The sequence below is a fragment of the Streptomyces sp. NPDC018693 genome (assembly GCF_044391385.1).
Taxonomy (GTDB): Bacteria; Actinomycetota; Actinomycetes; order Streptomycetales; family Streptomycetaceae; genus Streptomyces.
In genome coordinates this window covers 216,540-229,297 of the sequence record NZ_JBIRZZ010000007.1, presented here as the reverse complement: position 1 = coordinate 229,297, position 12,758 = coordinate 216,540, and the positions used below count along the sequence as shown (strand labels likewise).

The 12,758-nt window shown below is 71.9% G+C and carries 10 protein-coding genes; 3 read left to right on the top strand and 7 right to left on the bottom strand.

Annotated features, from left to right (window positions below):
* Positions 1-53 precede the first annotated feature (53 nt).
* From whiA to uvrC, 4 genes are read right to left on the bottom strand one after another with little or no spacing between them, the layout of a single operon-like run.
* Positions 54-1,043 carry a DNA-binding protein WhiA gene (gene whiA, locus ACH5AC_RS20520; protein WP_398863361.1) on the bottom strand — a complete coding sequence of 330 codons (990 nt, stop codon included), beginning with the start codon at positions 1,041-1,043 and terminating at the stop codon, positions 54-56.
* The gene (yvcK, locus tag ACH5AC_RS20515) at positions 1,034-2,101 is read right to left on the bottom strand and encodes a uridine diphosphate-N-acetylglucosamine-binding protein YvcK (RefSeq protein WP_398863360.1); all 1,068 of its coding nucleotides are present in this window, start codon (positions 2,099-2,101) and stop codon (positions 1,034-1,036) included. The genes whiA and yvcK overlap by 10 nt, the downstream gene beginning before the upstream one ends.
* Positions 2,098-3,102: an RNase adapter RapZ gene (gene rapZ, locus ACH5AC_RS20510; protein ID WP_398863359.1), complete on the bottom strand. Its 1,005-nt coding sequence runs from the start codon at positions 3,100-3,102 to the stop codon at positions 2,098-2,100. Before rapZ ends, yvcK begins: the two co-directional genes overlap by 4 nt.
* Positions 3,099-5,216, bottom strand: a complete 2,118-nt coding sequence (uvrC, locus tag ACH5AC_RS20505; RefSeq protein WP_398863358.1) for an excinuclease ABC subunit UvrC — start codon at positions 5,214-5,216, stop codon at positions 3,099-3,101. Before uvrC ends, rapZ begins: the two co-directional genes overlap by 4 nt.
* A gap of 446 nt (positions 5,217-5,662) precedes the next feature.
* Here uvrC and ACH5AC_RS20500 point away from each other — a divergent pair, with 446 nt between their 5' ends.
* Complete coding sequence (locus tag ACH5AC_RS20500; protein ID WP_398863357.1) at positions 5,663-6,694, top strand: hypothetical protein; 1,032 nt, start codon at positions 5,663-5,665, stop codon at positions 6,692-6,694.
* A gap of 30 nt (positions 6,695-6,724) precedes the next feature.
* Here ACH5AC_RS20500 and ACH5AC_RS20495 read toward each other — a convergent pair whose 3' ends face one another.
* Complete coding sequence (locus tag ACH5AC_RS20495) at positions 6,725-7,150, bottom strand: Rieske (2Fe-2S) protein (protein WP_398863356.1); 426 nt, start codon at positions 7,148-7,150, stop codon at positions 6,725-6,727.
* A gap of 261 nt (positions 7,151-7,411) precedes the next feature.
* Between ACH5AC_RS20495 and ACH5AC_RS20490 the strand changes: the two genes are divergently transcribed.
* Both ACH5AC_RS20490 and ACH5AC_RS20485 read left to right on the top strand, forming a co-directional pair.
* Positions 7,412-8,491, top strand: a complete 1,080-nt coding sequence (locus ACH5AC_RS20490) for a LacI family DNA-binding transcriptional regulator (RefSeq protein ID WP_398863355.1) — start codon at positions 7,412-7,414, stop codon at positions 8,489-8,491.
* Positions 8,472-9,383, top strand: a complete 912-nt coding sequence (locus ACH5AC_RS20485) for a carbohydrate kinase (RefSeq protein ID WP_398863354.1) — start codon at positions 8,472-8,474, stop codon at positions 9,381-9,383. Before ACH5AC_RS20490 ends, ACH5AC_RS20485 begins: the two co-directional genes overlap by 20 nt.
* A gap of 18 nt (positions 9,384-9,401) precedes the next feature.
* Here the strand turns inward: ACH5AC_RS20485 and ACH5AC_RS20480 are convergent, their stop codons facing one another.
* Positions 9,402-9,527, bottom strand: coding sequence for a hypothetical protein (locus ACH5AC_RS20480; protein ID WP_398863353.1), 126 nt, complete (start codon positions 9,525-9,527; stop codon positions 9,402-9,404).
* Positions 9,528-9,792: 265 nt separating this feature from the next.
* Positions 9,793-12,711, bottom strand: a complete 2,919-nt coding sequence (gene uvrA, locus ACH5AC_RS20475) for an excinuclease ABC subunit UvrA (RefSeq protein ID WP_398863352.1) — start codon at positions 12,709-12,711, stop codon at positions 9,793-9,795.
* Positions 12,712-12,758 lie beyond the last annotated feature (47 nt).

The window sequence follows — 12,758 nt, the reverse complement described above, 5'->3', positions numbered from 1 at the left end:
GTTCGTTCGGCGCGTCAGCGTTTTCGGCGCGTCAGCGTTTTCGGCCTGCTTCCTCAGCCGGCCAGGTTGTCGGCCAGCTCCTCCGTGAGGTTGGCCTCCGTGCCCGGGATGCCGAGGTCGGCGGCGCGCTTGTCGGCCATCGCCAGCAGCCGGCGGATGCGTCCGGCCACCGCGTCCTTCGTCAACGGCGGGTCGGCGAGCGCGCCCAGCTCCTCCAGGGACGCCTGCTTGTGCTCCATGCGCAGTCGGCCCGCCGCCGCGAGGTGCTCGGGGACGTCGTCGCCGAGGATCTCCAGGGCGCGCTGGACGCGGGCGCCCGCGGCGACGGCGGCCCGGGCGGAGCGGCGCAGGTTGGCGTCGTCGAAGTTGGCGAGCCGGTTCGCCGTGGCGCGCACCTCGCGGCGCATCCGGCGCTCCTCCCAGGCCAGCACCGACTCATGGGCGCCCAGCCGGGTGAGCAGCGCGCCGATGGCGTCGCCGTCGCGGACCACGACCCGGTCGACGCCGCGCACCTCGCGGGCCTTCGCGGCGATGGACAGCCGGCGGGCGGCACCGACCAGGGCGAGCGCGGCCTCGGGACCGGGGCAGGTCACCTCCAGGGAGGAGGAGCGGCCCGGCTCGGTGAGCGAGCCGTGCGCCAGGAAGGCCCCGCGCCAGGCCGCCTCCGCGTCACAGGTGGCCCCGGAGACGACCTGCGGCGGCAGCCCCCGGATCGGGCGGCCCCGGCCGTCCACCAGGCCGGTCTGGCGGGCCAGCTGGTCACCTCCGGCGACCACGCGCACCACGAAGCGCGACCCGCGGCGCAGCCCGCCCGGCGCCATCACGATCAGCTCCGAGCTGTGGCCGAAGATCTCCAGGATGTCCCGCTTGAGCCTGCGGGCCGCCATCGCCGTGTCCAGCTCCGCCTCGATCACGATGCGCCCGCTCACCAGGTGAAGGCCGCCGGCGAACCGCAGGACGGCGGAGACCTCCGCCTTTCTGCAGCAGGTCCGGGTGACGGGGAGCCGGGAGATCTCGTCCTTCACCGCTGCCGTCATCGCCATGGGCCGATCCTTCCATGCATCCGAAAAATACGGTCGTACGCGGCGGCCAGCAGCTCCGGATCATGCCGCGGAGTCCCGTCGGGCCGGGCCACGGGCGCCAGCTCCACCGCGCCCCCGAACCGTTTGGCGGCGTCGATGAGAGAGTCGCGGTCGGGCACGGCGGCCTCGTCGGCCAGCACCACGTCCAGGGCGAGTTTAGGGGCGTGTCGCCCCAAAACCTCCAAATGACGCTGCGGGGAGAAGCCGTCGGTTTCCCCCGGCTGCGGAGCGAGATTCAGCGAGAGCACCCGGCGTGCCTTGGTCTGCACGAGAGCGTCCAGCAGCTCGGGCACGAGCAGGTGCGGCATGACCGAGGAGAACCAGGAGCCGGGCCCCAGCACCACCCAGTCGGCGTCCAGGACGGCGGCGACGGCCTCCGGGACGGCGGGCGGGTCGTGCGGCACCAGGTGCACGGACTGGACCTCGCCCGGGGTGAGCGCGACCGTCGCCTGGCCCCGGACGGTGTCGACCTCGTCCGGGCGGGCGGGGTCGTGGCCCTTGACCATGGCCTGCAGCTCCAGCGGTACGGCGGACATGGGCAGCACCCGCCCCTGCGCGCCCAGCAGCTTGCCGACCAGGTCGAGGGCCTGGACATGGTCGCCGAGCTGCTCCCACAGGGCGACGATCAGCAGGTTGCCCACCGCGTGGCCGTTGATCTCGCCCTGGGACTGGAAGCGGTGCTGGATGACGCGGGCCCAGGTCTGACCCCAGTCGTCGTCGCCGCAGAGCGCGGCCAGCGCCTTGCGCAGGTCGCCGGGCGGCAGGACCCCCAGCTCGTCGCGCAGCCGGCCACTGGAACCGCCGTCGTCGGCCACGGTGACGACGGCGGTGAGGTCGCCGGTGATCCGGCGCAGCGCGGCGAGCGAGGCGGACAGCCCCATGCCGCCGCCGAGGGCGACCACCTTGGGCTGGGTTCCGCGGCGGCGCGCTCTGCCGCCGCGGGCCTCGACCGGCCGGCCTGCGCGCCCTTCGGGCACCACTCTGCGCAGCCGGCTCAGCCGCGGTGTACGTCCTGTCATTCCCGTCCCATGTCCCGGTGTACGACCACCGTCTCCACGCCCTCGGCCGCGAGGCGCGCGGCGAGCTTCTCCGACATCGCCACGGACCGGTGTTTGCCGCCCGTACACCCGACGGCGATGGTCACGTAACGCTTGCCCTCCCGACGGTAGCCCGTGGCGATCAGCTGCAGAAGCTCCGCGTACCGGTCGAGGAACTCCTTCGCGCCGGGCTGGTTGAAGACGTAACCGGAGACTTCCTCGTTCAGGCCGGTGAAGGGGCGCAGCTCCGGCACCCAGTGCGGGTTGGGCAGGAAGCGGCAGTCGACGACGAGGTCGGCGTCCACCGGCAGGCCGTACTTGTAGCCGAAGGACATGACGGTGGCCCGCAGCTCGGGCTCTTCCTCTCCGGCGAACTGGGCGTCCATCTTGGCGCGCAGTTCGTGCACGTTGAGGCTGGAGGTGTCGATCACCAGGTCGGCGTCGCCGCGCAGCTCGCGCAGCAGCTCCCGCTCGGCGGCGATGCCGTCGACGATCCGGCCGTCGCCCTGAAGGGGGTGCGGGCGGCGCACGGACTCGAAGCGGCGCACCAGGGCGTCGTCGGAGGACTCCAGGAAGACGATCCGCCGGGTGACGTGCTTGGCCTCCAGGTCGGCGAGGGACTCGCGGAGGTTGTCGAAGAAGCGGCGGCCGCGGACGTCGACGACGACCGCGATCCGCGCCACGTTGCCCTGGGAGCGGGCGCCCAGTTCCACCATGGTGGGGATCAGGGCGGGCGGCAGGTTGTCGACGACGAACCAGCCGAGGTCCTCCAGGCACTTGGCGGCCGTGGACCGGCCGGCTCCGGACATGCCGGAGATGATCACCAGCTCTGGAATGGCCGCCTCCGGGATGCCGGGGGGCGTGCTGTCCGTACTCACCTGTGCTCCGTTGTCGTGGCGTGCGGAGGTCCTGGCCGTGTCGGGGGCCGTCTCCGGGTGCGCCTGATCTCGCTGTGCTGTGGGCTGCTGTTCGTGCTCGGTCATGTCTCCTGCCCCCGTCGTTCGTCCGGGGCTCCCGCTGTCACCGGTTGCCCGGGGGAACCCGCCGTCGTGTCGGGTTCCTCGTCTTCAATGATCTCTCCGGTCGCCGTGTTCACGGCGGGGGCGGCCGGGGCCGCCCGGGCCAGGGCCGCCGTGATGGTCTCGGCCGTCTTGCGGCCTATGCCCGGGACCTCGCAGATCTGCTCGATCGTGGCGGCCCGCAGCTTCTTCACCGAGCCGAAGTGTTTGATCAGCGCCTGCTTGCGGGTCTCACCGAGGCCCGGTACGTCGTCCAGCGGGCCGGCGCGGAACCGCTTGGCGCGTTTGGCGCGCTGGTAGGTGATCGCGAACCGGTGCGCCTCGTCGCGGACGCGTTGCAGCAGGTAGAGGCCCTCGCTGGTGCGGGGCAGGACGACCGGGTCGTCGTCATCGGGCAGCCAGACCTCCTCCAGGCGCTTGGCGAGGCCGCACACGGCGATGTCGTCGATGCCGAGCTCGTCGAGCGCGCGCCGGGCGGCCACGACCTGCGGTCGGCCGCCGTCGACGACGACCAGCTGGGGCGGGTAGGCGAACTTGCGGGGGCGGCCGTCGTCGTCCTTGAGGGAGTCCTTCAGGGGGTCCCTGGGGGAGCCGTCGGGTGTGTCGCCGCCGAGGGGGTCGAGGGGCGCGTCGGCGTCGGTGAGGGTGGTCTCGCCGTCGGCCCACTCCCCGGTGCGCTCCTTCTCGGCCAGATAGCGCCGGAAACGGCGGGTGATCACCTCGTGCATGGAGCGCACGTCGTCCTGGCCTTCGAAGCCCTTGATCTGGAAGCGGCGGTACTCGCTCTTGCGGGCCAGACCGTCCTCGAAGACGACCATGGACGCGACCACGTCGTCGCCCTGGAGGTGCGAGATGTCGTAGCACTCGATGCGCAGCGGGGCGCTGTCCAGGTCGAGGGCGTCGGCGATCTCCTCCAGGGCACGCGAGCGCGTGGTGAGGTCGGAGGCGCGCTTGGTCTTGTGCAGGACGAGGGCCTGCTGGGCGTTGCGCTCGACGGTCTCCATGAGGGCGCGTTTGTCGCCGCGCTGCGGGACGCGCAGGGAGACGCCGGAGCCGCGGCGGCCGGTGAGCCACTCCTGGACCGGCTCCACCGGGTCGGGCAGGGCGGGGACCAGGACCTCCTTGGGGACGGCGTCGCCGGTCTCCTCGCCGTAGAGCTGCTGCAGGGCGTGCTCGACGAGGTCGGCGGTGGTGACGGCCTCCACTTTGTCGGTGACCCAGCCGCGCTGGCCGCGCACCCGTCCGCCGCGGACGTGGAAGATCTGGACGGCCGCCTCCAGCTCGTCCTCGGCGACCGCGATCAGGTCGGCGTCGGTCGCGTCGGCGAGCACGACCGCGTTCTTCTCCATGGCCTTCTTCAGGGCCTCGATGTCGTCGCGCAGGCGGGCGGCCCGCTCGTACTCCATCTCCTCGGCCGCCTCCGTCATCCGCTTCTCCAGACGGCGGAGGTAGGTGCCGGTGCGGCCGGTCATGAAGTCGCAGAACTCCTCGGCCAGTTCGCGGTGGTCCTCGGCGGAGACGCGCTTCACGCAGGGCGCGGAGCACTTGCCGATGTAGCCGAGCAGGCAGGGCCGGCCGGTGCGGGCGGCGTTCTTGAAGACACCGGCGGAGCAGGTCCGTACCGGGAAGACGCGCAGCAGCAGGTCGACGGTGTCACGGATCGCCCACGCGTGCGCGTACGGACCGAAGTACCGCACGCCCTTCTTCTTGTGGCCACGCATCACCTGGACGCGCGGGAACTCCTCGTTCATCGTCACCGCGAGGTACGGGTAGCTCTTGTCGTCGCGGTACTTGACGTTGAACCGGGGGTCGTACTCCTTGATCCAGGAGTACTCCAGCTGGAGCGCCTCCACCTCCGTGGACACCACCGTCCACTCCACGGACGCGGCGGTGGTCACCATCGTGCGGGTGCGGGGGTGCAGGCCGGTCAGGTCCTGGAAGTAGTTCGCCAGGCGCTGACGCAGGCTCTTCGCCTTCCCGACGTAGATCACCCGACGGTGCTCGTCACGGAACCGGTACACCCCGGGAGAGTCCGGGATGTCTCCCGGCCTGGGGCGGTAGCTGGAGGGATCGGCCATGTCTCACACCCTACTGGCGCGGGGTGACACTCCGGCGGGGCTGTGGACAACGTCCGGTGACGGTGTCCGGGGGCGCCGGATTCCCGGCCCGCGGCCGCTCACTCAACCAGGCCGCATCCCGGAAGCGCCGTCCGCCGTCACGGATGCCGGGGTGTCTTCGAGCCGCCATGTCTCCGTCACGCGGTGAGCCTCTCATGGCCAACACGCGGCCGTATCGGCTGGCCAGCGGCCCCTGGGCAAGGCCACGGACTCGGCCAATCGTGCCCTGATGCCGTGCCCGAGGTGTTGTCGGGGATCGGTCAACACGCTTCAATGCGGGGGAACTCGGGCCGTGCACGACGCCGGACGCGGGGGGAAGCGGCCGGGCGTCCACGGGGGCAGGGCCTGGCACACCCACGGGAAACGGTCTGACCAACCGTTGTGAGCTTTCACAGAGAGGCCCCTGCATGCTGCACGCCACACAGCACGCGGACGCCGCCGCGGACATCGGTGCGGACGACTCCGCAGGCGTCTCGGCGGACGTCCCCGCAGACGTCGCCGTCCACGACAGCGCCGACGACGTCGCAGCGGAGCTCGACGCGGCCCTGCGGGGCGGGCCCTTCCATGTGGCGCTGCGCGCCGCCATCGCCGCCCGTGGGCTGCCCCTCCAGCGCGTCCAGCACCATCTGTCGCGCCACGGGGTCAAGGTCGGGGTGACGAGTCTCAGCTACTGGCAGCAGGGCGCCCGGCGCCCGCAGCGCCCCGAGTCGCTGCGCGCCGTACGGGCTCTGGAGGAGATCCTGCGGCTGCCGGAGGAGTCGCTGATCCGTCTGCTCGCGCAGGCCGACGACACCGCGGCGCCCGGGCGCCGGGCCGTCCGTTCCTACCGCTCCTACTTGGAGGCGTCGGACGTCCTGCGGGACCTGCTCGGCGGCCTCGGCATCCCGCTGGACGGGGGTCTGCACACCCTCGGCCACCACGAGCGGGTGCACATCGGCGCCCGCCGCGAGCTGCTGGGCCGCGAGGCGCACCACATCGTGCGCGCCCACCGGGACGGCACCGACCGCTTCCTGGCCGTGCACCAGGGCGACCCCGGCTGCGCGCCGGAGCGGATGGCGGTGCACGCCCTGGAGAACTGCCGCACCGGGCGCGTCCGCCGGCACCACGACACCGGCATCCTGGTCGCAGAGCTGCTCTTCGACACCCGGCTGCGGTCCGGGGACACCTTCCTCTTCCGCTACGGCGTCGAGGACGGCACGGCGGGCGTCTCACACGAGTACGTCCGTGGTTTCGGGCCGACCGGCGGCCAGTACGCGCTCCAGGTCCGGTTCGACGCGAGCGCGCTGCCCGTGCGCTGCCACCGCTTCACCCAGCACTCGGCCGCGGCACCCCGCGCCGGCCGCCAGGAACTGCCCCTGAGCGGCCGACACCACTCGGTCCACCTCGTCGAGCCGCGCATGCGGTCGAGGATGGTGGGGATCGGCTGGGACTGGGAGTGAGGGAGCCCGGGGCAGGGCAGGCACGTCCGATCAGGCGGCCGGGCCCGCCACCAGCTTGCCGTTCTCGGCCTTGACCGACAGCCGGGGCAGGTTCACGGAGGCCGGGCCCCGCAGCACCTCGCCGTTCGTGGCGTCGAACCTGCTGCCGTGGCACGGGCAGATCAGCTTGGTGCCGTCGAGCTTGTTCATGGCGCACCCCCCGTGCGTGCACACCGAGCTGTACGCCGTCAGCGTGCCGTCGGCCGACCGGCTGACCACCACGTTGTGGTCCTGGTAGAGCTTGGCGCCGCCCTGCTCGACCTCGTTCTCCGCACCCAGCTCGACCGGTGCCGTGGGCGTGGCCGCCACGGTGGTGCCACTGAGCGGCGAGCAGGCGGCCGTGCCGAGCCCGGCGACGGGTGTGAGGGCCGCCCCGCGCAGGACGGTACGGCGGGTCGCGGAGGGTCGGCCGGGCATGAGGGACTCCACTGATCGGAACTGTGCGAACTGTTCGGAACTGTCAAAACCGTTCGGAAATCTTCAGGACGCCGTGCGGGCGGTCACGCGCACGATACCGCCGGGGATCGGACGGGGTTGCGGCGGGTTGGGTGGACGTAAACGCTTGCGCAAGCGTTTACGTCATGGCCGGGATGAGATACGTTGCCGCCACACACGGCTCGCGGGTGCCCCTGGAGAGCGGGCCGCGACCGGGAGACAGCGTCCTTGGAGGGAGGCGTCATGGCGACCATGGCCGATGTCGCGCGGTTCGCCGGGGTGTCCGTCGCGACCGTCTCGCACGTCCTGAACGACACCCGCCCGGTCCTTCCCCACACCCGCCAGGCCGTCCTCGACGCCATCGACGAACTCGGCTACACGCCCAACACGCTGGCCCGTTCCCTGGTGACCGCCCGCACCCGCTCCATCGGGCTCGCGGTGTCCGCGATCAGCAACCCCTACTTCACGGAGATCCTCCAGGGCGTCGAGGCGAGCGCCCTGGAGCACGGCTACAGCCTGCTGATCGCCGACCCGCACGACGACCCCGCGCACGAGCGCAAGGTCGTCCAGCTGCTGCACGAACGCCGGGTGGACGGCCTGATCGTCGCCCCCTCCGCCGAACCGGGCGGCCTGCTCACCTACCTCACCCGGCATGCCGTGCCGACCGTCCTGCTCGACCGGACGGTGGACGGCGCGGCCCACGACACGCCCGGCTTCGACCAGGTCTGCGCCGAGAACGCCGCGCCGATGGCCGACCTGGTCGGCCACCTGGCCGGCCTCGGCCACCGCAGGATCGCCCTGGTCGCGGGGCTGCCCGGCCTCAGCACCACCACCGAGCGCGTCTCCGGCTACCGGCACGGTCTCGCGGCCGCCGGGCTTCCCTATGACGAGCGGCTCCTGGTCCACGGCGACTCCGCCTCCGCCGGCGCCGAGCAGGCCACCGCCGCCCTGCTGTCCCTCGCCACCCCGCCGACCGCCCTCGTCACCGCCAACAACGCCATGACCCTCGGCGCGCTGCGCGCCCTGGGCGAGCACGGCCGGTCGGTGCCCGAGGACATCGCGCTGTGCTCCTTCGACGACTTCCCCTGGGCCGACCTGTTCTCGCCCCGGCTCACCGCGATCGCCCAGCCCAGCCGGGAGATCGGCGTCCGGGCCGTCCAGGTGCTCCTCGACCGGCTCGCCGCCCCGGACCGCCCGGCCCGCACCGTGCGGCTTCCCTGCGCCTTCGTCCACCGCACCTCCTGCGGGTGCGCCGAGCAGCCGCTCACGCCTCCCGCTCCCCCGTCCCCGAAAGGAACCGCCCGTGATCGTCGTCGCCGGTGAGGCACTGATCGACCTGGTACCGCAGGGCGCGGGTGCCCTCGCGGATCTGCGGCCGGCGCTGGGCGGCGGCCCGTACAACACCGCCTTGGCCCTCGGGCGGCTCGGCTCGCCCACCGCCTTCGCCTCCCGCACCTCCGAGGACGCCTTCGGCGAGGCCCTGCTGGACGGGCTGGGCCGCGCGGGGGTGGACGTCTCCGGAGTGCAGCGCGGTCCGGAGCCGACCACGCTCGCGGTCGCCACGATCGACGAGAGCGGTTCGGCCGCCTACTCGTTCTACGTCGACGGCACCGCCGACCGCCTGTTCACGGCCCCGGCCGAACTGCCCGCCGGGACCCGCGCGGTCTCCTTCGGCACCTGCTCGCTCGTCCTGGAGCCCGGCGCGAGCGCCTACGAGCAGCTGATGCGGTCCGCGGCCGGGCGCGGCCTGTTCACCTCTCTCGACCCGAACATCCGGCCGGGGCTGATCCCCGACGCGGACGCCTACCGGGCCCGCTTCCGGAGCTGGCTGCCGTCGGTGACCCTGCTCAAGCTGTCCGAGGAGGACGCCCACTGGCTGGGCGGCACTCCCCGCGAGTGGCTCGCCGCGGGGCCGTCGGCCGTCGTGATCACCCAGGGCGGTGACGGGCTGACCGCGTTCACCCGGGACGGCGGTGTGCACTCGGTGCCGGGCGAGAAGGTCGACGTGGTGGACACCATCGGCGCCGGCGACACCGTGAACGCGGCGCTGCTGCACGGCCTCGACCGACTGGACGCGCTGTCCCCGACGGCCCTCGACGGGATCGGCCCGGCCGACTGGGAGCGGCTGCTGCGGTTCGCCGCGCGCGCGGCGGCGATCACCTGTTCCCGCGCGGGGGCGGAGCCGCCGTACGCCTCGGAGCTGGGCGGGCTGTGACAGCGGTCGGGTGACCCGTCAGCCGCTGACGGCCCGCAGCGGCCCCGGCTTGCGCCCGTTGAGGTCGTCCAGCGCCGCGGCCGGGGCCTGGTCGGCCGGGAGGTGCACCACCAGCCGCTGACCCTCCTCGGAGAGGGACAGCATCGCGTACGACAGGCGCAGTCGGCCCGCGTGCGGGTGTCGACGGTGTCGACGCCGTGCGAGGCGGGCAGGCTGGGCACGGCGGCGAGCCGTCCGGTGAAGGGGGCGCCGGCGGTGACCATGTGTCCGTCGACAGTGCGGCGACATGCGGCTCGGTCAGGAGGTCTCGTGCCGCAGAGAGGGGATCTGTCCCGGCGAGGGCTGATCGCACAACGGACGGCGCCCCGCGGGGAGTTCCCGCGGGGCGCCGTGCTGTTCGTGTCGGGCGTCACGCCTTGCGGGCGCGCGTCGTCTTCTTCGCCGGTGTCCGGCGTGGGGCCTTCACCGGCGCGGCGTCGCTGATCTTCTGCGGGTCCAGGATCTCGCGCAGGAACTTGCCGGTGTGGCTGGCCGGGACCCCTGCGACCTCCTCCGGTGTGCCCTCGGCGACGACGATGCCGCCGCCCGCGCCGCCCTCGGGGCCCATGTCGACGATCCAGTCGGCGGTCTTGATCACGTCGAGGTTGTGCTCGATGACGATGACCGTGTTGCCCTTGTCGACCAGTCCGGACAGGACCTTCAGGAGCTTGCTGATGTCCTCGAAGTGCAGACCGGTGGTCGGCTCGTCCAGGACGTAGACCGTGCGGCCGGTGGAGCGCTTCTGCAGCTCGCTGGCGAGCTTGACGCGCTGGGCCTCACCGCCGGACAGGGTGGTCGCGGACTGGCCGAGCCGGACGTAGCCGAGGCCGACGTCGTTCAGCGTCTTCAGGTGGCGGTTGATCGCCGGGACGGCCTCGAAGAAGTGCATGGCTTCCTCGATCGGCATGTTCAGGACCTCGGCGATGGACTTGCCCTTGTAGTGGACCTCCAGCGTCTCCCGGTTGTAGCGGGCGCCGTGGCAGACCTCGCACGGGACGTAGACGTCCGGGAGGAAGTTCATCTCGATCTTGATGGTGCCGTCACCGGAGCAGTTCTCGCAGCGGCCGCCCTTGACGTTGAAGGAGAAGCGGCCGGGCAGGTAGCCACGGACCTTCGCCTCGGTGGTCTCGGCGAACAGCTTGCGGATGTGGTCGAAGACGCCGGTGTACGTCGCCGGGTTGGAGCGCGGGGTGCGGCCGATGGGCGACTGGTCGACGTGCACGACCTTGTCGACGAGGTCGTCACCCTCCACGCGCGTGTGCCGCCCGGGCACATTGCGGGCGCCGTTGAGCTCGCGGGCGAGGTGGGTGTACAGGATGTCGTTGACCAGCGTCGACTTGCCGGAGCCGGAGACGCCGGTGACCGCGGTGAACACGCCGAGCGGGAAGGAGACGTCGATGTCGCGCAGGTTGTTCTCGCGGGCGCCGTGCACGGTGAGCCGGCGGGAGGGGTCGAGCGGGCGCCGGATGTCGGGCAGGGGGATCGACTTCTTGCCGGACAGGTACTGCCCGGTCTGCGACTCGGCGTTGGCGAGCAGCTCCTTCAGGGAACCGCTGTGCACGACCTTGCCGCCGTGCTCGCCGGCGCCGGGGCCGATGTCGACGATCCAGTCGGCGACCTTGATGGTGTCCTCGTCGTGTTCGACGACGATGAGCGTGTTGCCCATGTCGCGCAGGCGGACGAGGGTCTCGATCAGGCGGTGGTTGTCGCGCTGGTGCAGACCGATGGACGGCTCGTCGAGGACGTAGAGGACGCCGACGAGGCCGGAGCCGATCTGGGTGGCCAGGCGGATGCGCTGGGCCTCGCCGCCGGAGAGGGTGCCGGCCGCGCGGTTGAGCGAGAGGTAGTCCAGGCCGACGTCGACCAGGAAGCGCAGCCGCTCGTTGACCTCCTTCAGCACACGCTCGGCGATCTTCTTGTCGCGCGCGGTGAGCCTCAGCTCGCCCAGGAAGTCCGCGCAGTCGCTGATGGACATCGCGGAGACCTCGGCGATCGACTTCTCCATGATCGTGACCGCGAGGACGATCGGCTTCAGGCGCGTGCCCTCACAGGTGGGGCAGGGCACCTCGCGCATATAGCCCTCGAAGCGCTCACGGCTGGCGTCGGACTCCGCCTCGCTGTGCCGGCGCTTGACGAAGGGCACGGCGCCCTCGAAGGGGGTGGTGTACACCCGCTCGCGTCCGTACCGGTTGCGGTAGCGGACCTCTATCTGGGTCTTGTGGCCGTGGAGCAGGGCCTTCTTGGCGCGCTGCGGGAGACCGGCGAAGGGGATGTCGGTCCGGAAGCCCAGCGCGTCGGCGAGGGCGCCGATGAGACGGCCGAAGTAGTCCTTGGTGTGGCCGTGCGACCAGGGGTGGATGGCGCCCTCGTCGAGGCTCTTGTCCGGGTCGGGGACGATCAGCTCGGGGTCGACCTCCATGCGCGTGCCGATGCCGGTGCACTCGGGGCAGGCGCCGAAGGGCGAGTTGAAGGAGAAGGAGCGCGGCTCCAGCTCCTCGAAGGACAGGTCGTCGTACGGGCAGTACAGGTGCTCCGAGTACATGCGCTCGCGCTCGGGGTCGTCCTCGGGGAGGTCGACGAAGTCGAGCACGACCATGCCGCCGGACAGGCCGAGGGCGGTCTCGACGGAGTCGGTGAGGCGGCGCTTGGCGGAGTCCTTGACGGTGAGGCGGTCGACGACCACCTCGATGGTGTGCTTCTCCTGCTTCTTCAGCGTGGGCGGGTCGGACAGCTGGACGGTCTCGCCGTCCACCCGCGCGCGGGAGTAGCCCTTGGTCTGCAGGTCCGCGAAGAGGTCGACGAACTCGCCCTTGCGCTCCCGCACCAGCGGCGACAGCACCTGGAAGCGGCTGCCCTCGGGCAGCTCCAGGACCTTGTCGACGATGGCCTGCGGCGACTGGCGGGAGATGGGGCGGCCGCACTCGGGGCAGTGTGGCTTGCCGATGCGCGCGAAGAGCAGCCGCAGATAGTCGTAGACCTCGGTGATGGTGCCGACCGTGGAGCGCGGGTTGCGGGAGGTGGACTTCTGGTCGATCGAGACGGCCGGGGAGAGGCCCTCGATGAAGTCGACGTCCGGCTTGTCCATCTGGCCGAGGAACTGGCGGGCGTACGAGGAGAGCGACTCCACGTAGCGTCGCTGACCCTCGGCGAAGATGGTGTCGAAGGCCAGGGAGGACTTGCCCGACCCGGACAGGCCCGTGAAGACGATGAGCGAGTCCCGGGGCAGGTCGAGCGACACGTTTTTCAGGTTGTGCTCGCGCGCGCCACGGACGATGAGACGGTCGGCCACGCCGGTCCGCACCTTTCTTGAGAGAAGTGACAGGGGCGGGGCCCCCG

Coding starts and splice junctions, on each gene's coding strand:
- whiA (WP_398863361.1), bottom strand. CDS start 1,043: ATGGCGATGACGGCAGCGGTGAAGGACGAGATCTCCCGGCTCCCCGTC.
- yvcK (WP_398863360.1), bottom strand. CDS start 2,101: ATGACAGGACGTACACCGCGGCTGAGCCGGCTGCGCAGAGTGGTGCCC.
- ACH5AC_RS20490 (WP_398863355.1), top strand. CDS start 7,412: ATGGCGACCATGGCCGATGTCGCGCGGTTCGCCGGGGTGTCCGTCGCG.
- ACH5AC_RS20495 (WP_398863356.1), bottom strand. CDS start 7,150: ATGCCCGGCCGACCCTCCGCGACCCGCCGTACCGTCCTGCGCGGGGCG.
- ACH5AC_RS20500 (WP_398863357.1), top strand. CDS start 5,663: ATGCTGCACGCCACACAGCACGCGGACGCCGCCGCGGACATCGGTGCG.
- ACH5AC_RS20480 (WP_398863353.1), bottom strand. CDS start 9,527: ATGCTGTCCCTCTCCGAGGAGGGTCAGCGGCTGGTGGTGCACCTCCCG.
- rapZ (WP_398863359.1), bottom strand. CDS start 3,102: ATGACCGAGCACGAACAGCAGCCCACAGCACAGCGAGATCAGGCGCAC.
- uvrC (WP_398863358.1), bottom strand. CDS start 5,216: ATGGCCGATCCCTCCAGCTACCGCCCCAGGCCGGGAGACATCCCGGAC.